We start from the raw sequence: 20,970 nt of genomic DNA on the forward strand, positions 1-20,970 counted from the left end.
AGCCTGGATCTGTGGAGAAAATGACCACCGGTGCGGGGTGGGGATAGTTTCTGCCGGGTGTTGCAGTCGTGCCTACTGGCCCATCGCCTTGAGCCAGGCCTTGCGGGTCTCGAGCGCTTCGTTGGCGTCCTTGATGGCGCGGGCGTTCTGGCTCTTCTGAGCGGTGGCCAGTTCATCTTCAAGTTTGGCGATCGCGTCATTCAACTGGCCGGCGAAACCCTCGGTGCGGGCCTTGGTCTCTGGATTATTGCGCTTCCAGTGGTCGTCATCGAGCTTGCGCACGACGGCTTCGACCTTGCGCAGGCGATCCTCGATCGGCTTGACCTGGTCGCGCGGAACCTTGCCGATGACGTCCCACTTGCGCTGGATGACCGTGAGCGTGTCGCGAGCGGCGTTGCGGTCAGTGGTCGTCAGCAGGGTCTCGGCCTCGGTCAGGAGTTCCAGCTTGACTACCAGGTTCGCGGAGAACTCCTCGTTGTCCTGAGCTTCCACCTCGCTCTTGACAGAGTAGAGCACGTCGCCGGCGGCCTTGAACTTCGCCCACATGGCGTCGTCCTGCTTTTTGCCGCTGCGGCCGGCCTGCTTCCACTCGTCGAGCAGCTTGCGGTAGGCGGACACCCCGTCGGCACCCTGCGGCGCGAGCGCCTCAGCCTGCTCGATTAGGTGCTGCTTCTTGGTGCGAACGTCCTTGTGCGCGCTGTCGAGCTCGGCGAAGAACGCCTTGCGGTTCTGCTCAATCGTCGTGCGGGCCGCCCGAAAGCGCTTCCACAGGTCGTTAGCCTCGCCCTTGGGAATGCGCGGGGCATCGTGCTGGTGCGCCTGCCACTTCGCAAAGAGGGCGTCGAGGGCGGCGCTGGTCTGCTTCCACTGCGTCTTGGCCGGATCTTCGGCGGCGAGGCGCTCGGCCTCGGTCACGATCTCGGCCCGTTCGGCGACAGCGGCAGCGGATGCTGCTTTGGTCTCGATGCTCTGCTGCTCGGTGAGTTCGGTGACGGCTCCGCCGAGCGCGCCGAGGCGTTCGGCCAGCGCGGCCAGGTTACCGACGGCGTTGGCGTTGGCAACGGCGACGGTGAGATTGGCCACCGATTTGGCCACGTCTGCGGCCGGAGCGCCACCCTTCGCACGTTGCTCGAGCAGGGTGACCTGCCCGTTGAGTTCAACGTACTTGCGTTCGAAGTAGGCCAGGGCCTCTTCCGGAGTGGCATCCGGGTATTGGCCGACGGCGCGTTCGCCATCCGCCTCGCGCACGTAAACCGTGCCGGTTTCGTCTACGCGACCCCATGGTTGCTGATCTGTCGTAGTCAAGAGCCTCACCTTTGCTGAGTTGTTGTGTGAGCGCCGCGGGAAGAAAAAATGCGGAGCCAGGAAATACCCTGATAAGCCTATTGCAATAGCGCAGGGGGATCGATCGATCCTACTGAACTGTTATGCCGGTAATCGTGGTCGGTACGACGGGCGAGGCGCCGCCTGCCGTGATTCCGGCATCCGTGATCTCGGTTTTGATCTGGTCGAGGCCACTCGTGACGCGCCCGAGCACCGTGTAGCCGCCCGCGCTGTCGGCGGGGATGGTGCTGTCTTCGTAGACGATGAAGAACTGGCTGCCGTTGGAGAAGCCGTCGTTGCCGGAACGTGCCATGGCGAGGGTTCCAGCTGGGTACACGTCGTCGGTCGGTGCATTCTCCACCGGTCCGTAGCTGTAATCGGGGCCGCCGGTGCCATCGCCCACCGGGTCGCCGCACTGCAGCACGAAAATGCCCTCCACCGTCAGACGGTGGCAGGTAAGGCCGTCGTAAAACCCGGTCTGAACGAGGTTGATGGTCGACGAAACCGCCTGCGGGGCCAGAGCGCCGTCGAGCTCGATTCCGACCGGAATGTCGTTGAGGGTCATGGTGCCGGTCCAGGTGCGACCTTCGGCCAGCGTGCTGGCGGGCACCACACCCGAATTGGCACCGGCGGCAGCCGTCGGCGTCGTGGTCGGGGTGTCGGTTGCCGCAGTGGTCGCTTCCGGAGTACCTGGTCCGCCGTTGAAGTAGAAGACCTGCGCCACCACGATCAATGTGAGTACGACGAGCAGCCCCCCGCCGGCGATCAGGTTGTCCCGCACGCGCCGCTTCGACTGGTGCTCGTGCACCGCCCGTCGGGCCTGGTAGGAACGAACACGTCCGCGCTCTTCACGTGCCGCACGCTCGAGCTTGTAATTCGAAGCCACTTGGAACCCCTCCAGGGCCGTCGGGGTTGGCGACGACCGGACAAACGCAGTCGGGCGCCAACGCTCCCGACCTCGTAGAACTCTACGCACAAACTACGCTGGAGGAATGTCGGATGTTCAACCGGGTTTGCGGAGTGGCCAGGCCCCCCTCGCCGTACGAATGCGCCCGAAAACCCTGGACGAGGTGGCCGGCCAGCGTCATCTGCTCACCCCGGGGTCGCCCCTGGTCAGTCTGGCCAGCGAAAAGACGGGGGAGCGCGGCAGCGTGTCGGTCATCCTCTGGGGACCGCCCGGCACCGGCAAGACCACGCTCGCGCAGGCGATCGCGCACAGTTCCGGACGTCGTTTCGTTGAACTCTCTGCTGTGACGGCCGGCGTGCGCGACGTGCGCCAGGTGATGGAAGACGCCCGAACCAACCGCGACCTCTACGGTCTCGCGACGGTGCTGTTTCTCGATGAGATCCACCGCTTCTCCAAGGCCCAGCAAGACACCCTCCTGCCAGGGGTCGAGAACGGCGTCGTCATCCTGGTCGCCGCGACGACCGAAAATCCGTCGTTCTCGATCATTTCCCCTTTGCTGTCTCGTTCACTATTACTCACCCTCGAAGTTCTTAGCGACGACGACCTCGGGATCGTCGTTGATCGTGCGGTCACCGATTCGCGCGGCCTCGCTAACCGGTTCGAACTCGAGGCCGAGGCTCGCGGCGCGATCATTCGCCTGGCCTCGGGGGATGCGCGGCGTGCGCTGACGGCGCTGGAGGCGGCATCCGTTTCGGCGGAATCGACGCTCGAACCCGGCGCGACCGGCAAGCCTGTCATCACGACCGACATCGTCTCGCTCGCCGTTGATCGTGCGCTGCTGCGCTACGACCGCAACGGTGACGAGCACTACGACGTAATCAGCGCGTTCATCAAATCGGTGCGCGGCAGTGACGTCGACGCCGCGCTGCACTACCTGGCGCGCATGATCGAGGCCGGCGAAGACCCGCGCTACATCTGCCGCCGCATCATCGTCCTCGCCTCCGAAGACATCGGCATGGCCGACCCGCAATCGCTCCTGATCGCCGTCGCCGCCGCCGATGCCGTCGCGCTGATCGGCATGCCCGAGGGGCGAATCCCGCTCGCCCAGGCCGTTGTGCACCTCGCGACGGCCCCCAAATCGAACGCCGCCTACATGGCGCTCGATGCTGCCATAGCGGATGTCCGCGCCGGCAAGATGGGCCGCGTGCCCAAGGGCATGCGCGACGCGCACTACCCTGGCGCCAAACGCCTCGGCCACGGCAAGGGCTACGTCTACCCGCACGATGACCCGCTCGGAGTGGTCACCCAGCAATACCCCCCAACGGAGCTGAAATCCACCCGCTATTACGAGCCGACCGAGCACGGCCACGAGCGCGATATCTCCGCCCGCCTCCTAAAAATCCGCCGTATAGTCCGCAACGAATAGGATGCGCATCGAGTTTTCACGAGACCGCTCGCGACCGCCGACGGCGGTCTCGGCAGGCTCGACCAGCGGAAGTATCAGGGAGCGAAGTCCTGGGCGCGCTTGACCTTTTCGGCCCTGAACTTTCGGCGGCGGCGAATTTTCCGCGGGGTCCTTCGGTCCTGAACTTGCGGCGGCGGCGGATTTTCCGCGGGGTTGCGAGTTTCGCGGGTAAGTAGGGCGCTCCGCACGCTTTTCGCGGAGTGTCCTGCGCACCCGCGATGTTTGAGCGAGGAGCGGGTGACCCGCCGACGCTGCCCGCATCGGGAACTCGCGCTGGTCTGCAGAGCCTGAGCAGGGCATCCGCTGTGCTAATCTTGATCCTGCCTACAACTGGTTTCGGCATGCGGCTGCGTCCGTTTCCAGTTTGGAGGGGTTTCGTTCTGTAGCCGAACGTCCCATGGCACCCAATCCTCTGATCTCCCATGACGACTGTGTTGATTAGACGCTGTGCTGAAAAGACGCACTCGCCCTGGTATCCCTGTTATTGAGTCCGATTGAAAGGAAACCGTGTCTACCAAGTCACGTACCCGCAGTAAAACTCGCCTCTCGCGCGCGCTGGGCATTGCCCTCACGCCGAAGGCAGCCCGCTTCCTCGAGAAGCGCCCTTATGCACCCGGTGAGCACGGCCGCACCAAGCGCAAGACCGACTCGGACTACGCCGTTCGTCTGCGCGAAAAGCAGCGCTTACGCGCCCAGTACGGCATTCGCGAAGCCCAGCTCAAGATCGCCTTCGAGCAGGCTCGTCGTCGTCAGGGACTGACCGGTGAGAACCTCGTCGAGATCCTCGAGACCCGTCTCGACGCCCTCCTCGTGCGTTCGGCCATCGCCCGCACCACCGCCCAGGCTCGCCAGATGATCGTGCACCGTCACATCCTCGTTGACGGAGAGCTCGTTGACCGGCCCTCCTTCCGTGTGAAGCCGGGCCAGCTCATGCACGTCAAGGCTCGCAGCGAGGGCATGGAGCCCTTCCAGGTTGCAGCAGCTGGCGGACACGTCGACCTGCTGCCCAAGCTCCCGCCGTACCTCGAGGTTGAGCTCGACAAGCTTCAGGCCCGCCTCGTGCGCGCACCGAAGCGCATCGAGATCCCCGTGACCTGTGAAGTTCAGCTCGTCGTGGAGTACTACGCAGCTCGCTAACAAGTGCAGTTGGATAGTTAGTTAATCGGTCTTTGACCGGTACGCTGAAGGGCGGATCATCTCTGGGTGATCCGCCCTTTTTTGTATTCCCGGGCCTCCCAGGGGCCCATTGATCTGAGTGGAGTCACCGTGTCGGGTGGAGATATTGCAGGGCTGATCGCCGCCGGCGTATTCGCGATTCTGGTGGCGGTCATCGCCGTTCCACTGGTCAAGCTGGGCCGGGTGTTCGATGAAACCACCGCGGCAATCCACGAGCTCAGCGAGGGAATCACCCCGATACTTGCAGAGACGACCGAAACCATCCGATCCACGAATCAGCAGCTGGCGAGGGTCGACACGATCACCAGCAACGCAGCGGATGTCACCGGTAACGTCTCAGCGCTCGTCGCGCTGTTCGCCGCCACCGTCGGCGGTCCGCTGATCAAGCTCGCCGGATTCTCGGCCGGCGTGCGAGCTGCCTTTCGTGGCGGGCGGGCGGGGTCCGGGCGAAATCGGGGTTGACCGGCTACTCTGGAGACGGCGTTGATATTCTCGCGCCCGACTTATCGATAGCTGCGGCTAGCGGTGCCAGGCTCCATTCAATTCGGTTCTATTGACTGAAAGCACAGGCCGCGCAGATTCAGGGAGAAGTGCCATGAAGAACGTCATCTGGTTGGTCATCGGTGTGGCCGCTGGCTTCGTCGTTGCCCACGAGGTCAACAAGACTCAGCAGGGTAAGCAGTTCTTCACCGAACTCGACACCAAGGCGCGCGAGTTCGGCGAGGCCATCTCCGAGGGGTACCGGCAGCGTGAGGCCGAGTTGCACGCAGCGCTCGGTGAGGTTGCGGATGCCGTTGGCGACGCGCCGGCACCAAGCGCGTCCTGAGCATCCGCTTAAAAAGGGCACCACGCTCCACATCACTCATGCACGACAAAAGCTACGGACACCATGCAGACTGCTGACATTCGCGGGCGCTGGCTCGATTTCTTCGCCGATCGTGGACACACCGTTGTGCCGTCCGCTTCCCTGGTGAGCGACGACCCCACCCTTCTCTTCACCGTGGCCGGCATGGTGCCGTTCGTGCCTTACCTGACCGGGCTGGTTCCGGCTCCGTATCCGCGCGCCACCAGCGTGCAGAAATGCATTCGCACCAACGACATCGAAGAAGTGGGCAAGACCCCGCGCCACGGCACGTTCTTTCAGATGAACGGAAACTTCAGCTTCGGCGACTACTTCAAGGAAGAGGCCATCGGCTTCGCCTGGGAACTGCTGACTACCCCGGAAGACCAGGGTGGATACGGCTTTCGCGAAAGCGACCTCTGGGTCACCATCTACCTCGACGACGATGAGGCGCACCGCTACTGGCGCGCGCTCGGCGTGCCGGACAACCGCATCCAGCGCCTCGGCATGGATTCCAACTACTGGTCCACGGGTCAGCCCGGCCCGGCCGGCCCCTGCTCGGAGATCTTCTTCGACCGCGGCCCCGCCTACGGCGCCGATGGTGGCCCGGCCACCGACGACGACCGTTATGTCGAAATCTGGAACCTCGTCTTCATGCAGTATCTGCGCGGCGAGGGCAACGGTAAGGGCGACTTTCAGATTCTGGGCGACCTGCCGAAGAAGAATATCGACACCGGCATGGGCCTCGAGCGCGTCGCCTTTTTGAAGCAGGGCGTCGAGAACATGTACGAGATCGACCAGGTGCGCCCGGTATTGGACCGGGCCGCCGCGCTCTCCGGACGACGTTACGGCGCCGACCACGCCGACGACGTGCGCATGCGCATCGTCGCCGACCACGTGCGTTCCTCGCTCATGCTGATGAGCGACGGCGTCATGCCGTCGAACGAGGGTCGCGGCTATATCCTCCGCCGCCTGCTGCGGCGCAGCGTACGCGCCATGCGCCTGCTCGGCGTCGACACCGTGAGTATGCCCGAACTGCTGCCGGCCTCCCGCGACGCCATGAGCGCCGCCTACCCGGAGGTGAAGAGCGACTTCGGGCGCATCAGCCAGGCCGCGTTCGCCGAGGAAGAGACGTTTCTGCGCACCCTCGCGAGCGGTAGCGCGGTGCTCGACCTCGCCGTGGCCAAGACCAAGAAGGCCGATAAGACCGAACTGGCCGGACCGACCGCTTTTCTGCTGCACGACACCTACGGTTTTCCGATCGAGATCACCCTCGAAATCGCCGAAGAAGCCGGCCTCAGCGTCAACCGTGACGCCTTCGACGTGCTCATGACCAAGCAGCGCACCATGGCCAAGGCTGACGCGAAGTCCAAGAAGACCACCCTGGCCGACCTCGGGGTCTACAGCGCGTTCCGCGCCCTTGGTGAGACCGTGTTCACCGGTTACGAGGACCTGCAGAACGAGTCCAGCGTGCTCGGTCTCATCGTCGATGGTGAGTCGGTGACGAGCGCCGTTGCCGGAGAAACAGCCGAGGTCATCCTCGCCGAGACGGCGCTCTGGGCCGAAGCGGGCGGGCAGGTAGCGGATGCCGGCCTTATTGTTGGCCCCGGCTACGAGCTCAAGGTGCTTGACGTACAAAAACCGGTTAAGGGTCTGATCAGCCACAAAGTGCTCGTGCAGTCCGGCGAGGTCGGCGTGGGCGACAGCGCCACGAGCGTGGTCGACGAAAACTGGCGCCGCGGCGCCCGCCAGGCGCACTCCGGCACGCACGTGCTGCACGCTGCCCTGCGCCAGGTGCTCGGCCCGAACGCGCACCAGTCCGGTTCGTACAACAAGGCCGGCTTCTTTCGCCTCGACTTCTCCTGGAACCAGGCGCTCTCGCCGGCGACTCGCACCGAGATCGAAGAAATCTCCAACAACGCCATTCGCGACAACCTGCCGGTGACCACCCGGGAACTGCCCATTGCCGAGGCGAAAGCGCTCGGTGCCATGGCGCTGTTCGGCGAGAAGTACGGTGACGTCGTGCGCGTCGTCGACATCGGTGGACCCTGGTCGCGCGAACTGTGCGCCGGTACCCACGTGGGCAGCAGCGCTGAAATCGGCATGATCAACCTGATCAGCGAGGCGTCGGTCGGTTCGACCAACCGTCGCGTCGAATCCCTCGTCGGCCTCGAAGCGTTCCGTGACCTCGCCGCCGAGCGCATGCTGGTGTCGCAGCTGACCTCGAGCCTGAAAACTCCTCGCGAGCAGCTTCCCGAACGCATCAGCGACCTGGTAGCGAGCCTCAAGAGCGCCGAGAAGAAGATCGCGGCCTTCGAAGCCCGTGCCCTGACCGACCGGGTACCCGCCCTGCTGGCCACGGCCCGCCGGGTCGGTGCAGTGACGATCGTGGCCGAAGACCTCGGCGTGCTCGGATCCCCGGACGACGCACGGATGCTGGCCCTCGCGACCCGCGAACGCCTCGGCACCGACGCAGTCGTCGTGGCGCTCTCGGCCATTGCCGCGGACAAGCCCGTCGTGATCGTCGCCACCAACCAGGCAGCTCGAGATGCCGGCCATAAGGCCGGTGCCCTTGCCAAGACCGTCGCCGGAATCCTCGGTGGTGGTGGCGGCGGCAAGGACGATCTGGCTCAGGGCGGCGGCCCCAACGGCGACGCCATCCCGGCCGCTCTCCAGGCGGTTGTCGCGGCGGTCAGTCGCTAACGATGAGGTCCGACCGCGCTCGCTCACGCTCTGGCTCCGCCGACCCTGGTCGTTCGGCGGCGCTGTCCGGCGGGGTCGCGCCGGGTGCGGTCGCCGGCACGATGCGTTCAGGCGTGCGCCTCGGCGTGGATGTGGGCAAGGTGCGCATCGGCCTGGCCCGCAGCGACAACCACGGCATGCTAGCGACCCCGGTGGAAACCGTCGCCCGCGACCAGGTCGGAGTGACCGATCTGGCCCGCATTCTCGCGGTGGCCCTCGAGCTTGACGCCGTCGAGGTCATCGTCGGCCTGCCGTTGGCGTTGTCAGGTAATGAGACCGCCTCCACGGACGACGCGGTCGGTTTCGCCGCGCGCCTGGCCGCAACTCTCGCCGTGCCGGTGCGGCTCGTCGACGAACGTCTCTCGACGGTGTCGGCGCAATCCGCTCTGCGGGCATCCGGTCGTGCCGCGAAAACGCAGCGGCCAGTAATCGACCAGGTGGCCGCGACTATTATTTTGCAACACGCGCTCGATAGTGAGCGTTCCTCCGGGCGACCGCCAGGGTCGCCCGTCGAACCGACCGAGAGGCCGTAATCGTGCCCAGTACCCCGGAAGAGCCCCTGCCGAGCCGACGCCAGTTACGCGCGCAACAGGCCGCTGCGGAGCAGGCCGCCGCGGAACCGGGCGCGACGGAGCGAACTGGCGCCGAGCAATCCGGAGCCGAGCCGGCGGCAGCGTCCGGGGGAACGGCATCCGTTCAATCGCCGTTGCTGCCGCGACAAGTGGCCGAGTCGGCAGAACCGGGCGATGATGCCGCCGCGTTCCTGAAGGCGAGCGACGTCGGTGGCTCCGGTCGGGGACGCACGAACCGTCGCTCACTGCTCGCGGACGAACCGCCGCGGGAGAAGAGGAGCTACAAGGGAGCCTGGGGCTGTCTGATCGTCTTTGTCGTTCTCGCCGCTCTCGTGGCCGGAGTCGCGCTGTTTCTGCAGGGACCCATCTCCCAGATCATTGCTGCCACGCAGGGGCCGGCCGACTTCACCGCGGAGGAAGCGGCGACCGGCGAAGACGTGATCGTCATGATTCACGATGGCAACGGTGGCTCGGAGATCGCCGCGACACTCGTCGAAGAGGGCGTGGTCAAGAGCTTTGATGCGTTCTACTCCATCCTGTTGCAGACGGCCCCGGAGCCGGTGTTTCAGCCCGGTGCGTACCAGCTCAAGACGAAGATGGTCGCGAGCACTGCGCTGGACGCCCTGCTCGATGCGGACACTCGACTGAACCAGACCATTATCGTGCCTGAGGGGACCGCGGCCGTCGACGTGCTGGCGGCGATCTCCGAGGGAACCGACATTCCCTTGGCGGACCTGCAGGCGGCGGCCGCCAATGTGGTCCAGTTCGGCCTGCCCGCCGAAGCGATCACCCTTGAGGGTTTTCTCTTTCCCGCGACGTACACCTTCGCTCCGGGGGCCACCGCCGAGGTCGCGCTGCAGACCATGGTCAACCGGCAGTATGAGGCCCTCGATGCGGCCGGTGTGGCCGTCGCAGACCGCTGGTCGACGATCGTGTTTGCCTCGCTGATCCAGCGTGAAGCCGGCCTGCGTGATGACTATTACAAGGTGTCGCGGGTATTTCAGAACCGGCTCGACCCGGCCCAATGGGACAGCGGCCTGCTGCAGTCGGACGCGACCGTCGCCTATGGCACGGGCAAAACTCACCTGGTCACCACGACCGACGCCGAACGTGCCGATGCCGGCAACCCCTACAACACCTATGCGCACCCCGGCATGGTCGTCGGCCCGATCTCGAATCCCGGTGACCTCGCGATCGATGCGGCCCTGCACCCGGTCGACGGATCATGGCTGTTCTTTGTGACGATCAACCTCGACTCCGGTGAGACGGCTTTCTCCACCACGGTCAAGGAACACGATGCTGCCGTTATCGTTTGGCAGAACTGGATGAGGGAGCACCCCGAATATGGTTGATCTGACGCTAAATCGGGCCCCATCGAACAGGCTCGCGGTGCTCGGCTCGCCGATCAAGCATTCCCGTTCGCCGCTGCTGCACCGCGCCGCCTACCGGCATTTGGGACTCGACTGGTCCTACGATGCGGTTGAGGTGAAGGCCGGTTCGCTCGCCATGTTTCTGAGCTCCATCGGGCCGGACTGGCGTGGTCTTTCGCTCACCATGCCGCTCAAACACGAGGTGCTTCCGTTCATCGACGACTGCGACCGGGTGGCACAGCTGACCGGATCGGTCAATACCGTGCTGCTGCGCCAGGTGGCCGGGCGCGGCACCCTCACCGGCTATAACACGGATGTCGCTGGTCTGGTGCGCGCGTTGGCCGAGGGCGGCGTTACCCGGGCGAAGCACGTGACCCTGCTCGGAGCCGGCGCGACGGCGGCATCCGCTCTGATGGCCGCCGCGGAGCTCGGTGCTGAGTTCGTCAGCGTGCTCGTGCGCGACCTGCCGAAGGCGCAGCCGCTCGTTGAACTCGGTCGGTCGCTCGGAGTCGTCGTCGACCTCAGTGATTTCAGCGGGTCCGGCGGCAACGGAAGCGACCTCGTGATCAGCACTCTGCCCGGCGGGACGGTGCTGCCGACCGCGCTGCCGCTCGAACTGCGCGAGCGTGCGACGCTGTTCGACGTTGCCTACTCACCGTGGCCAAGCGGGGTGGCACGCGAGTGGGAATCGGCCGGCGGAACTGTGTTGAACGGCCTCGGCATGTTGCTGCACCAGGCGCTCATCCAGGTGCGGGTGTTCGTGACCGCTGACCCCTTCGAACCACTCCCCGGCGAGCCGGCCGTGCTCGCCGCCATGCGTAGTGCCCTGACCCGCGACGCAGCCCCCGGTGACGCTGGCTCGCACGATGCTGTGGAAAGATAGGAACCATGCTTCGTTGGCTCACCGCCGGAGAATCCCACGGCCCCGAACTCATCGCTATTGTCGAGGGTTTGCCCGCAGGAATCCCGGTCTCCCTTGATTCGATCCGCCTCGATCTCGCGCGCCGCAAACTCGGCTACGGCCGGGGCGCGCGCATGAAATTCGAAGAGGACGAGCTCACCCTCTCCGGCGGCGTTCGGCATGGCCTCACCCTCGGCGGCCCGGTCGCACTGCGCATTGGCAACTCCGAATGGCCCAAATGGGTCGATGTGATGAGCGCCGCCCCGGTCGACCCGGCCACCCTGACGCGTGGCCGCGGGGCGCCATTGACCAGGCCCCGCCCGGGTCACGCCGACCTCGCCGGCATGCAGAAGTACGGTTTTGACGAGGCGCGCCCCGTGCTGGAGCGCGCGAGTGCCCGCGAGACCGCCGCCCGCGTCGCGCTCGGCGCCGTCGCCCGCTCATTCCTGAACGAACTCGGAATCCACCTGGTCAGCCACACCATCGCCATCGGGCCGGTCCGCGTGCCCGACGGCGCGCCGCTTCCTGAGCCTGAGGACGTCGACACGCTCGATGCTGATCTGCTGCGCTGTTTCGACGCCGCGACATCCGCTCTGATGGTGGCTGAAGTGGATGCTGCCCATCACGACGGCGACACCCTCGGCGGCGTCGTCGAGGTGCTCGCCTACAATCTTCCCCCCGGGCTTGGCTCTTTCGTGCACTGGGATCGTCGGTTGGATTCCCAGCTGGCCGCCGCGCTCATGGGGATCCAGGCGATCAAGGGGGTCGAGGTCGGCGACGGCTTCGAGACCACGCGCCGCCGCGGCTCCGAGGCACACGACGAACTCGTACAAGCGGATGGAGCCATTCAGCGAGTCAGTGACAAGGCCGGCGGAACCGAGGGCGGCATGAGTACCGGAACCGTGCTGCGCGTGCGGGCCGGCATGAAGCCGATCGCGACCATTCCGCGGGCGCTGCGCACCGTCGATGTCGCCACGAGCGAGCCGGCCCCGGCGCACCACCAACGCTCCGACGTCTGTGCGGTTCCGGCGGCCGGCGTTGTGGCCGAGGCCATGGTGGCGCTCGTGCTCGCGAACTCGGTGCTGGAGAAGTTCGGCGGCGACTCGATCGGGGAGACCCGGCGCAACTTGGAGTCGTACCTCGCCAACATTCCGGCGAACCTGCGCACGGGCGCGTCGAGCGACGCGTCGCTCTAGACCTGCGATGCTGACTCTGCGGAACGCCTTGTTGCCGATCGTGTTCATCGGTCCGATGGCCGCCGGCAAGACCAGGATCGGTCGTCGAGTGGCGCGCGACCTGAATTTGCCGTTCATCGACACCGACAAGCGCATCGTCGAAAGTTACGGTCCGATTGCGGAGATCTTCGCGCGTGAGGGCGAAGAGTACTTTCGCATCGTCGAACGCGAAGCGGTGGACTGGGCCCTCGGCGAGCCGGCCGTCATCTCCCTCGGTGGGGGAGCAGTGCTGCACGCCGAGACGCAGGCCGACCTCGAATTCGCGACCGTGGTTTACCTCAGCGTGACCACCGCGGCCGTCGAGGCCCGCCTCGGCGGCAGCAAACGGCCTCTCCTGGCCGGCGGTATCGGCGACTGGGAACGCATCTACAACCAGCGCCGCCCCATCTATGAGGCCCTCGCGACGATTCGCCTGGACACCTCCAACCGACCGATCACCGGCATCGCCGATGAGATCGTAAATTGGGTACAAGAAAGAAATGATGATTGAGAAGTTAGGGACAACACAGATGACCGAACAGACCAGTACCACCGTGATCACCGTGACCGGGGTCGACAGCTATCCGGTCAGCGTGGGGCGTGGGCTGGTCAACACCGTCGCCGAGCAGCTCGGCACCGGTGTCAACAAAGTGCTCATCGTGCACACCTCGACCGTCGGCGCCCGCGCGGTCGCCCTGCGAGACAGCCTGCTCGAAACCTACGCCGAGGTTTTGCTGGCCGAAATTCCCGACGCCGAAGCGGCCAAGCGGGTTGAGGTTGCCGCGTTCTGCTGGGGTGTCATGGGCCAGTCCGACTTCAGCCGCACCGACGCCGTGATCGGCCTCGGCGGTGGCGCAGTGACCGACCTCGCCGGATTCGTGGCCGCCACCTGGCTGCGTGGCGTGAAGCTCGTGCAGATTCCCACGAGCGTGCTCGGCATGGTCGACGCGGCCGTCGGCGGCAAGAACGGCATCAATACCGCGGAGGGCAAGAACCTCGTCGGCACCTTCTACGCGCCTGCCGCCGTCTTGTGCGACCTCGACCTGCTCGACGCCCTGCCGAAAAACGAGATCCTCGCGGGCTTCGCCGAAATCGTCAAGGCCGGCTTCATCCAGGTTCCCGAAATTCTCGACATCATCGAAGCGGATGTCGAGCGCGCCACCGACCCGACCACCCCCGAATTTCGCCGGCTGATCGAACTGTCGATTGCCATGAAGGCGCGCATCGTGGGGGAGGACTTCAAGGAAGCCGGCCTCCGCGAGATCCTCAACTACGGTCACACCCTCGGCCACGCCGTCGAGCACGCCGAACGCTATGGCTGGCGCCACGGCGCGGCCGTCGCCGTCGGCATGATGTTCGCTGCGGAACTGGCCGCGCTCAGCGGACGGCTGTCGGTGGGGGTCGTCGACCGGCACCGCAGCATCCTGGAATCGCTGACCCTGCCGACCGGTTACCCGGTCGGACGCTGGCCCACCCTGCTGGCCACCATGCAGCGCGACAAGAAAACCCGCAGCGGGATGTTGCGCTTCGTGGTCCTCGACGATGTGGGCAAGCCCACCATCCTCGAAGGCCCGGACGCCTCGTTGCTGTTCAGCGCCTACCAGGCGATCGGGCAGTAGGCGCTACGCCGGGATCGTCGCCTGCGCGGGCGGGGCTACGGCATCCGCTTCGATCTGGTCAGTGCCGGCAAACGGGGTCATCGTGGTCATGAGCTCGGAACGGATCAGAAAGCGCACGCCGCGCGGGGCCTCTGCACTGAAGCCGCTGCCACGGCCGGGCACCACGTCGACCGTGAGAAAGGTGTGGCTCCAGTAGTTGAACTGTTCGGCTGACATCCAGAAGTCGAGCGGCTGGGCGGGGTCGCCGGCCGGAGCGAGATCGAATTGGCCGAGCCGCACGTCCTGGTCGGAGGTGATGAACTCGTCGGCCATGAACAGCATCGGCGAACTGCCGTCGCAGCAGCCACCGGACTGGTGGAACATGAGCGGGCCGTGTTCCTCCCACAGGCTGCGGAGCAGGTCAACGGCGACGGGTGTGAGCTTGACGCGGGGAACGGTTTCGCCGGCGATCGTGACCGACGCGGTTATTGTTGAAGTCGACATTGACGGACCTTTCTGCTCATGGCGGACCCTTCTACTGCTGAAGGGGGGCTGCCTACGACGTTACGTCGTCGACAGCCCCCGGGCCAGACCTTCAGCGAACTCCCACCGAACGGGTTGGCATCCTCTGGTCTAACGGTTCGGTTTAGAAGAAGCCGAGCTTGTTCTCGGAGTACGACACGAGCAGGTTTTTGGTCTGCTGGTAGTGACCGAGGGCGAGTTTGTTGTTTTCGCGGCCGATTCCTGAGCTCTTGTAGCCTCCGAAAGCGGCACCGGCCGGATAGGCGTGATAGTTGTTGACCCAGACGCGACCGGCCTGGATATCACGGCCAGCCCGGTAGGCGACGTTGCCGTTGCGCGACCAGACCCCGGCACCGAGACCATAGATGGTGTCGTTGGCGATCGAGATGGCATCGTCGTAGTCCGTGAAGCTCGTCACGGCCAGCACCGGTCCGAAGATCTCCTCCTGGAACAGGCGCATCTTGTTGTGGCCCTCGAAGATGGTTGGCTGCACGTAGTAGCCGTCGGTGAGGTCGCCGCCGAGGTCGGCGCGTTCGCCACCGAGGGCCAACTTGGCACCCTCCTTGGTTCCGATGTCGATGTAGGAGAGGATCTTCTCGAGCTGGTCGTTGCTGGCCTGCGCGCCCATCTGGGTGTCGGTGTCGAGCGGGTTGCCCTGAATGATCTTCTTAGCGCGGGTGACAGCGTCGCCGAGGAAGCTGTCGTAGATCGGCTTCTGCAGCAGGGCGCGGCTTGGGGCCGTGCAGACCTCGCCCTGGTTGAAGGCGAACAGCACGAAGCCTTCCTGGGCCTTGTCGTAGAAGGCATCCTTCTCCTGCGCGACGTCGCTGAAGAAGATGTTCGGGCTCTTGCCGCCGAGCTCAACGGTCGATGGAATGATGTTGGCCGAGGCGTATTGCAAAATGAGGCGACCGGTCGTGGTCTCACCGGTGAAGGCGATCTTACGGATGCGGTTGCTCGAGGCGAGCGGCTTGCCGGCCTCCAGGCCGAAACCGTTGACGACGTTGACAACGCCCGGGGGGAGGATATCGCCGATGAGTTCCAGCAGCACGAGGATCGAGACCGGGGTCTGTTCGGCGGGCTTGAGGACGACGGCGTTGCCGGCGGCGAGGGCCGGGGCGAGCTTCCAGACGGCCATCAGGATGGGGAAGTTCCAGGGGATGATCTGGCCGACGACGCCGAGCGGTTCGTGGAACTGGTATGAGACGGTGTCGCCGTCGAGCTGGGCGTGGTCGCCGTCCTGGGCGCGGATCGCCGAGGCGAAGTAACGGAAGTGGTCGGCGGCGAGGGGGATGTCGGCGTTGATGGTCTCGCGCACGGCCTTGCCGTTGTCCCAGGTCTCGGCGACGGCGAGCATTTCGGTGTTGGCGTCGATGATGTCGGCGATCTTGTTCAGCACGGCTGCGCGCTCGGTGGGGCTGGTCTTGCCCCAGGCCGGGGCGGCCTTGTGCGCGGCGTCGAGGGCCAGCTCGATGTCTTCGGCCGTTCCGCGAGCGACCTCGGCGAACGGCTTGCCGGTGACGGGGGTGATGTCTTCGAAGTACTGGCCCTTGACCGGGGCGACCCATTCGCCGCCGATCCAGTTCTCGTACCGCGACTTAAAGGTAACTTTGGAGCCGGGTGTTCCGGGGACTGCATAGACGGTCATGTCACTCCTATATATCGACGACGGTGTCGGGCTCGCAATGCTGCGGCCTGCTTCGACTCTAGGAGCGGGAACGTTGCAGAATGTTGCGATGCCCGCCGATTTCGTCTTCAATGCGCGCCAGATGCGCCACGACCATTGCGCGTTTGGGTGAACGGGCCGGGAGCAGCTCCAGGCAGGCACGCCACACCTCGGTGTCCCAGGTGGCCTCTTCGGTGCGCGCGTAGCTGAGCAGCAGTTCGACCGACGCATCGGCGAGCATGGCTTCGCGCAGCCGGCTGCTCACTTCCTGGCGAATTTCGACGATACCCGGCGCTGACGATGCCGGCAGCACAGCTCCGCGGTAGGCGCCCAGGGCGACGCGGTGGGCGCCGCGCTCGAGGAAGGCCAGCACGCGTTGGGCATCGAGCTCGAGTTTGGATTCCAACCGATACGGGCGGGACGTGATCGTGATGGGGGAGTCGAGGAGCGCGAGTACCTTCCGTACCCGCACCATTTCGGCGCGCAGCGTCTCCACCGCAGTGTCCTGGTCCGAGAGAAAGCTGGCCAGGCGATCGGCGGAAAGTCCTTCGCGGTGCCAGGTCAGGAGCGTGAGAATCTCGGTGTGGCGGGGCGAGACATCCACTGTGCTGCTGCCGCAGTGCAGCTGGCCGTGATCGGTACCGAGAACGCTCAGGCCGGCCGGTGCCAGTCGCGGCACGCTCACCGACACCGATGCCCGCGACCGCTGGGCGGGCGGTGAATCGGCCGGTCGGTCGAGGCGTTGGATGCGCAGCTCCGCTTCCATCGCGGCGACGGCAGCCTCGACCAGCGGCAGAGTTTGTGGTGAGACAGCTTGGTCGCCGCCGGTGATGTCGATGACCCCCAGGATCTTGCCGGTGTCCGGGTCGTGAATGGGCACCGCCGTGCAGCTCCACGGGTGCGCCAGAGCGTTGAAGTGTTCAGCGCGCCGAATCTGGATTCCGCGGTCGAGGGCGAGCGCAGTTCCCGGTGCGCTCGTGCCGACCCGGCTCTCCGACCAGTCGGCGCCCTCGACGAAGAGCATCTCCTCAACCCGGCGGCGCAGCACTCGATCGCCGTCGATCCAGAGCAGCCGACCGGATTCGTCACCGATGGCAACGATCAGCTCGGCGTCGATGGCGTGGCGGATGAGCAGGTTGTGCACGACGGGTAGCACTGCGGCGAGCGGATGCTGATTGCGCAGGTCGCGCAATTCGCTGTCGGTCAGCGTCCGCTCAGGAACCACACTCGACGGGTCGAGGCGGAGCGACAGTGAACGCTGCCAGGAGTCCTGCACGAGCTGGCGCACCCCGGTTTGAAAGACCCGATCGGTGATGGCGGATTCGTGGGCCCGCTCCAGGGCGACAATGCTCTCCCGCTCGTCGCCGGTCGGGACCGACGAAGAACTCTTCAAGCCGTATCCCATGAGCGTCTGCCTCCGTTAGCAGTGGTCGGGTTCGTGCTGCCGAGACCGGCGTCGATGTCAGTCTAGGTTAGCTGCCAGAGATTTCCCGGAGCGCTGGGCAGTCTCTTCCCTTTTGGACTCTGAACCACGGTTGTTCGATCAGCCCACAGGCGCGAGGTCTACGAACCTGCCATGGGAGCGACGGCCCCGATCTCGTCGCCGGAAGATATCCACAGGGAAGTAGTGGCACATATTTTCTGTGCATTACCTCGGTGCAGGCGGATGTCCCGCCCATTCTGGGCGCATGACGATGACAACGAAACTCGAAGATGCCCCGCCCGTGACCACACTGCAGGAGGCCCGCACGCGCGTGTTCGACTTGGTCGGTCACGCCATCCGTCCACAGCTCTGGCTCATGTTGCTCGATCCGTATGGTCAGCAGTTGTCCGTGCTAATCCCGATTGACGGCATTCCGGTGCGGCCCGAGCCCGGGTCAACCCAGCCCTTCGCCGTGCGCATCAACGACATGCTCGCCCAGGAGGCTCCTGGCGGCAGCATCATTCTGACTCTGGAGCGGCCGGGCTCCGCAGCCCTGACCGCACCGGACCAGGCCTGGGCCGCCGAATTGACCCAGTCTTTCGGGAAGCTCATGCGCATCACGGGCCTGTTCGTCGCGCACGACGACGGAGTCGCGGTTCTCACGCCCTAGGCTGAGGCGATGAATACAGTGCTGGTTCTGAACGGTCCGAACCTCGGGCGCCTGGGCAGTCGTGAACCCGATGTCTATGGGTCGGCCAACCTGGACGATCTGCGTGCGCTGCTCGTCGCATCCGCTCGTGATGGAGTCGTGATTGACCTGCGGCAGACCGACGACGAGGCCGAACTCATCCACTGGCTGTATGAGGCCGTCGATGAGCGGATGCCGGTGATCCTGAATCCCGCCGCGTTTACCCACTACAGCTACGCCCTGCGGGATGCCGCGGCCCTCGTGACCAAGGCCGGCCTGCCGCTGATCGAGGTGCACATCTCGAACCCGCACGCGCGCGAGACGTTTCGCCACACCAGCGTCGTGAGCGCCATCGCGACCGGCGTGATCGCGGGCCTCGGCTTCGACTCGTATCGCCTGGCGCTCGACTTCGTCACCCAGCCGTAATCGACAATTGCTCGGCATTGCCTTTGGAACCTGTGCCTTTGAAAGCTGTGCCTTTGAAACCTGTGGCTTGGACACGTAGACTCGATGAGGTGCCATTTGCACCCGCGCACCTTATCAATTGAACGGAACACCCCTCCCATGGCTTCTACCGCTGATATCAGAAACGGCGTCGTACTCAACATGGATGGCCAGCTTTGGGCCGTCGTCGAGTTTCAGCACGTCAAGCCGGGCAAGGGTGGCGCCTTCGTTCGCACCAAGATGAAGAACGTCGTCTCGGGCAAGACCGTTGACCGCACGTTCAACGCCGGCGCGAAGATCGAGACCGAAAACGTCGATCGCCGCGACTTTCAGTACCTCTACAACGACGGCGACGCCTACGTTTTCATGGATGTGGCCGACTACGACCAGATCACCGTCTCCGCCGCCGTCGTCGGCGATGCGAGCAACTTCATGCTCGAAAACCAGGCCGTGACCGTGGCGCTGCACAACGGCAACCCGCTCTATGTCGAGCTGCCGGCATCCGTCACCCTCGAAATCACCTACACCGAGCCGGGCCTGCAGGGCGACCGTTCCACCGGCGGCACCAAGCCGGCCACAGTGGAGACCGGCTACCAGATTCAGGTTCCGCTGTTCCTCGAGCAGGGCACCAAGGTCAAGGTCGACACCCGCACCGGCGACTACCTCGGTCGCGTCAACGAATGAGCGCTCGTACCAAGGCCCGCAAGCGCGCCATCGACATTCTGTATGCCGCCGATGTGCGTCAGATCAGCATTCCCCAGTCGCTCGCGACCGAGGCCGAGCGCGCCGCGAGCGAGCCGGCACGTCTGGCTTCCTGGCTCTACGCCCGTGAGCTCGTCGATGGGGTCGTCGACCACCGCGAGGAGATCGATGAACTGATCGAAACGTACTCGCAGGGCTGGTCCCTCGCGCGCATGCCCAACATTGATCGCGCCATTCTGCGCATCGGAATCTGGGAGATTCTGTACAACGACGCCGTTCCGCACGCCGTCGCGATCGATGAGGCCGTTGAAGCGGCCAAAATTCTCTCAACGGATGACTCGGCCGGGTTTGTCAACGGATTGCTCGGCAAGATCGCTCAGACCGCTCCGTCGCCCTAACTCGACCGCTCGGCGAATCGCCGCTTCCAGCGCGCACCGTCAACGAAGGGCACGAAGATGACCAGCACCGGACAAGGCGCCCAGCCGAACCGGCCGAACCCGTACGCGCCGCCGGCCGAGCTGATAACCCCCTTTGCGCTGGCGCCGAAGACCAACACCATGGCGATCGTGGCGTTCGTCTCGTCATTGGTGATCGGGCTCGTCGGCATCATCACGGGTCACATCGCCCTCGGGCAGATTCGAGCTCGCGGTGAGGTCGGCCGCGGTTTCGCCCTGGTCGGCCTCATCATCGGGTACGTCAGCACCGCGGTGTTCGTGATCCTGGTGGCACTCGCGGTCATCTTCGCATCCGCTCTCGCAGCATTTCTGGTGACCGTTGGATCCAACGTGGGCTCGTCCAGCTCGTCGTCAGCTCCGCTGCCGACCGGTGAGCTGGGCGCCGCCAACTTCGATGGCGGCTATCTCGAATTCGGTGCCGGTCCGGTTATTATCGACGAGTACATCGATCCGATGTGCCCGTTCTGCGCTCAGTTCGAGCAGACCAATGGGGAATTGCTTCTCGCCGGTGTCGAGAGCGGCGTCATCACCCTGCGCGTGCACTCATTGACCTTTCTGGACAGCAAATCGCAGGGCACGAACTACTCGAGTCGGGCTTCGGCGGCACTGACCTGCCAGGCCACGCTCAACCCCGGCGAGACCCTCGATTTTCTGTCAGAGCTGTTCGCGAACCAGCCGCTCGAGAACACCACGGGCCTGAGCGACGCCGAGATCGCCGACCTGGCTGGGGGTGATGCGAGCATCGCCGACTGTATTCAAAACGGGGACTATCAGGCCTGGTCGCAGCGGAACACCGAGTCCGCGCTGACCGGTCCGATCGAGGGAGCCGAGATCGAGGCCGTATCCGGCACCCCGACCGTGCTTGTTGACGGCGCGCAATATCGGGGCAGCCTCACCAATCAGGCCGAATTCTCCGCCTTCGTCGCCGGCGCCTTCTAGCGGCCTCGCACTCCAGGCAGAC

21 protein-coding genes are annotated in these 20,970 nt (G+C 65.1%); 16 read left to right on the forward strand and 5 right to left on the reverse strand.

The window, feature by feature from the left end; translation table 11 throughout:
* Nucleotides 1-72: 72 nt before the first annotated feature.
* A complete protein-coding gene (locus E3T31_RS10405; protein ID WP_134468660.1) occupies nucleotides 73-1,305 on the reverse strand; it encodes a DUF349 domain-containing protein in 1,233 nt (410 codons plus the stop codon).
* A gap of 109 nt (nucleotides 1,306-1,414) precedes the next feature.
* Nucleotides 1,415-2,209 carry a peptidylprolyl isomerase gene (locus E3T31_RS10410; RefSeq protein WP_134468661.1) on the reverse strand — a complete coding sequence of 265 codons (795 nt, stop codon included), beginning with the start codon at nucleotides 2,207-2,209 and terminating at the stop codon, nucleotides 1,415-1,417.
* Nucleotides 2,210-2,315: 106 nt separating this feature from the next.
* Between E3T31_RS10410 and E3T31_RS10415 the strand changes: the two genes are divergently transcribed.
* From E3T31_RS10415 to aroB, 11 genes are all read left to right on the forward strand, one after another.
* Nucleotides 2,316-3,656: a replication-associated recombination protein A gene (locus E3T31_RS10415; protein ID WP_134468662.1), complete on the forward strand. Its 1,341-nt coding sequence runs from the start codon at nucleotides 2,316-2,318 to the stop codon at nucleotides 3,654-3,656.
* Nucleotides 3,657-4,202: 546 nt separating this feature from the next.
* A complete protein-coding gene (rpsD, locus tag E3T31_RS10420; protein WP_092107727.1) occupies nucleotides 4,203-4,832 on the forward strand; it encodes a 30S ribosomal protein S4 in 630 nt (209 codons plus the stop codon).
* A gap of 129 nt (nucleotides 4,833-4,961) precedes the next feature.
* On the forward strand, nucleotides 4,962-5,333 hold the full coding sequence (locus tag E3T31_RS10425) for a DUF948 domain-containing protein (protein WP_134468663.1): 372 nt from the start codon (nucleotides 4,962-4,964) through the stop codon (nucleotides 5,331-5,333).
* 133 nt (nucleotides 5,334-5,466) lie between these two features.
* The gene (locus tag E3T31_RS10430) at nucleotides 5,467-5,697 is read left to right on the forward strand and encodes a hypothetical protein (protein ID WP_134468664.1); all 231 of its coding nucleotides are present in this window, start codon (nucleotides 5,467-5,469) and stop codon (nucleotides 5,695-5,697) included.
* Between the two features lie 63 nt (nucleotides 5,698-5,760).
* Nucleotides 5,761-8,415 carry an alanine--tRNA ligase gene (gene alaS, locus E3T31_RS10435; protein WP_134468665.1) on the forward strand — a complete coding sequence of 885 codons (2,655 nt, stop codon included), beginning with the start codon at nucleotides 5,761-5,763 and terminating at the stop codon, nucleotides 8,413-8,415.
* Nucleotides 8,416-8,516: 101 nt separating this feature from the next.
* Nucleotides 8,517-8,987, forward strand: a complete 471-nt coding sequence (gene ruvX, locus E3T31_RS10440; RefSeq protein WP_134469241.1) for a Holliday junction resolvase RuvX — start codon at nucleotides 8,517-8,519, stop codon at nucleotides 8,985-8,987.
* Between the two features lie 2 nt (nucleotides 8,988-8,989).
* Nucleotides 8,990-10,378: an endolytic transglycosylase MltG gene (mltG, locus tag E3T31_RS10445; RefSeq protein WP_134468666.1), complete on the forward strand. Its 1,389-nt coding sequence runs from the start codon at nucleotides 8,990-8,992 to the stop codon at nucleotides 10,376-10,378.
* Nucleotides 10,371-11,279: a shikimate dehydrogenase gene (locus tag E3T31_RS10450; RefSeq protein ID WP_134468667.1), complete on the forward strand. Its 909-nt coding sequence runs from the start codon at nucleotides 10,371-10,373 to the stop codon at nucleotides 11,277-11,279. Before mltG ends, E3T31_RS10450 begins: the two co-directional genes overlap by 8 nt.
* A 5-nt stretch (nucleotides 11,280-11,284) precedes the next feature.
* On the forward strand, nucleotides 11,285-12,493 hold the full coding sequence (gene aroC / locus E3T31_RS10455) for a chorismate synthase (RefSeq protein ID WP_134441012.1): 1,209 nt from the start codon (nucleotides 11,285-11,287) through the stop codon (nucleotides 12,491-12,493).
* 7 nt (nucleotides 12,494-12,500) lie between these two features.
* Nucleotides 12,501-13,022 carry a shikimate kinase gene (locus E3T31_RS10460; RefSeq protein ID WP_174844871.1) on the forward strand — a complete coding sequence of 174 codons (522 nt, stop codon included), beginning with the start codon at nucleotides 12,501-12,503 and terminating at the stop codon, nucleotides 13,020-13,022.
* A gap of 19 nt (nucleotides 13,023-13,041) precedes the next feature.
* Nucleotides 13,042-14,130, forward strand: a complete 1,089-nt coding sequence (gene aroB, locus E3T31_RS10465) for a 3-dehydroquinate synthase (protein ID WP_134468668.1) — start codon at nucleotides 13,042-13,044, stop codon at nucleotides 14,128-14,130.
* Nucleotides 14,131-14,133: 3 nt separating this feature from the next.
* On the opposite strand, the gene E3T31_RS10470 is transcribed toward aroB, so the two are convergent.
* From E3T31_RS10470 to E3T31_RS10480, 3 genes are all read right to left on the reverse strand, one after another.
* Nucleotides 14,134-14,613, reverse strand: coding sequence for a DUF779 domain-containing protein (locus E3T31_RS10470; protein ID WP_134468669.1), 480 nt, complete (start codon nucleotides 14,611-14,613; stop codon nucleotides 14,134-14,136).
* Between the two features lie 142 nt (nucleotides 14,614-14,755).
* Entirely contained in the window at nucleotides 14,756-16,279 is a 1,524-nt protein-coding gene (locus tag E3T31_RS10475) for an aldehyde dehydrogenase family protein (RefSeq protein WP_134468670.1), read from the reverse strand.
* 58 nt (nucleotides 16,280-16,337) lie between these two features.
* Entirely contained in the window at nucleotides 16,338-17,690 is a 1,353-nt protein-coding gene (locus E3T31_RS10480; protein WP_241977827.1) for a GAF domain-containing protein, read from the reverse strand.
* Between the two features lie 295 nt (nucleotides 17,691-17,985).
* On the opposite strand from E3T31_RS10480, the gene E3T31_RS10485 reads away from it, so the two are divergent.
* The 5 genes from E3T31_RS10485 (at nucleotide 17,986) to E3T31_RS10505 (ending at nucleotide 20,948) form a co-directional block, all read left to right on the forward strand.
* A complete protein-coding gene (locus E3T31_RS10485; protein ID WP_134441007.1) occupies nucleotides 17,986-18,390 on the forward strand; it encodes a hypothetical protein in 405 nt (134 codons plus the stop codon).
* 9 nt (nucleotides 18,391-18,399) lie between these two features.
* The gene (locus E3T31_RS10490) at nucleotides 18,400-18,834 is read left to right on the forward strand and encodes a type II 3-dehydroquinate dehydratase (RefSeq protein WP_092449097.1); all 435 of its coding nucleotides are present in this window, start codon (nucleotides 18,400-18,402) and stop codon (nucleotides 18,832-18,834) included.
* A 138-nt stretch (nucleotides 18,835-18,972) separates the two neighbouring features.
* On the forward strand, nucleotides 18,973-19,536 hold the full coding sequence (gene efp / locus E3T31_RS10495; protein WP_092107753.1) for an elongation factor P: 564 nt from the start codon (nucleotides 18,973-18,975) through the stop codon (nucleotides 19,534-19,536).
* Nucleotides 19,533-19,952: a transcription antitermination factor NusB gene (gene nusB, locus E3T31_RS10500; protein WP_134468672.1), complete on the forward strand. Its 420-nt coding sequence runs from the start codon at nucleotides 19,533-19,535 to the stop codon at nucleotides 19,950-19,952. The genes efp and nusB overlap by 4 nt, the downstream gene beginning before the upstream one ends.
* A gap of 57 nt (nucleotides 19,953-20,009) precedes the next feature.
* Entirely contained in the window at nucleotides 20,010-20,948 is a 939-nt protein-coding gene (locus E3T31_RS10505) for a thioredoxin domain-containing protein (protein WP_134468673.1), read from the forward strand.
* Nucleotides 20,949-20,970 lie beyond the last annotated feature (22 nt).

The sequence above is a fragment of the Cryobacterium sp. TMS1-13-1 genome, assembly GCF_004403125.1.
GTDB classification, from domain to species: domain Bacteria; phylum Actinomycetota; class Actinomycetes; order Actinomycetales; family Microbacteriaceae; genus Cryobacterium; species Cryobacterium levicorallinum.

Coding starts and splice junctions, on each gene's coding strand:
- E3T31_RS10505 (WP_134468673.1), top strand. CDS start 20,010: ATGACCAGCACCGGACAAGGCGCCCAGCCGAACCGGCCGAACCCGTAC.
- alaS (WP_134468665.1), top strand. CDS start 5,761: ATGCAGACTGCTGACATTCGCGGGCGCTGGCTCGATTTCTTCGCCGAT.
- E3T31_RS10430 (WP_134468664.1), top strand. CDS start 5,467: ATGAAGAACGTCATCTGGTTGGTCATCGGTGTGGCCGCTGGCTTCGTC.
- E3T31_RS10475 (WP_134468670.1), bottom strand. CDS start 16,279: ATGACCGTCTATGCAGTCCCCGGAACACCCGGCTCCAAAGTTACCTTT.
- E3T31_RS10470 (WP_134468669.1), bottom strand. CDS start 14,613: ATGTCGACTTCAACAATAACCGCGTCGGTCACGATCGCCGGCGAAACC.
- E3T31_RS10450 (WP_134468667.1), top strand. CDS start 10,371: ATGGTTGATCTGACGCTAAATCGGGCCCCATCGAACAGGCTCGCGGTG.
- E3T31_RS10490 (WP_092449097.1), top strand. CDS start 18,400: ATGAATACAGTGCTGGTTCTGAACGGTCCGAACCTCGGGCGCCTGGGC.
- E3T31_RS10415 (WP_134468662.1), top strand. CDS start 2,316: ATGTCGGATGTTCAACCGGGTTTGCGGAGTGGCCAGGCCCCCCTCGCC.
- aroB (WP_134468668.1), top strand. CDS start 13,042: ATGACCGAACAGACCAGTACCACCGTGATCACCGTGACCGGGGTCGAC.
- E3T31_RS10460 (WP_174844871.1), top strand. CDS start 12,501: ATGCTGACTCTGCGGAACGCCTTGTTGCCGATCGTGTTCATCGGTCCG.
- efp (WP_092107753.1), top strand. CDS start 18,973: ATGGCTTCTACCGCTGATATCAGAAACGGCGTCGTACTCAACATGGAT.
- nusB (WP_134468672.1), top strand. CDS start 19,533: ATGAGCGCTCGTACCAAGGCCCGCAAGCGCGCCATCGACATTCTGTAT.
- ruvX (WP_134469241.1), top strand. CDS start 8,517: ATGCGTTCAGGCGTGCGCCTCGGCGTGGATGTGGGCAAGGTGCGCATC.
- aroC (WP_134441012.1), top strand. CDS start 11,285: ATGCTTCGTTGGCTCACCGCCGGAGAATCCCACGGCCCCGAACTCATC.
- E3T31_RS10485 (WP_134441007.1), top strand. CDS start 17,986: ATGACGATGACAACGAAACTCGAAGATGCCCCGCCCGTGACCACACTG.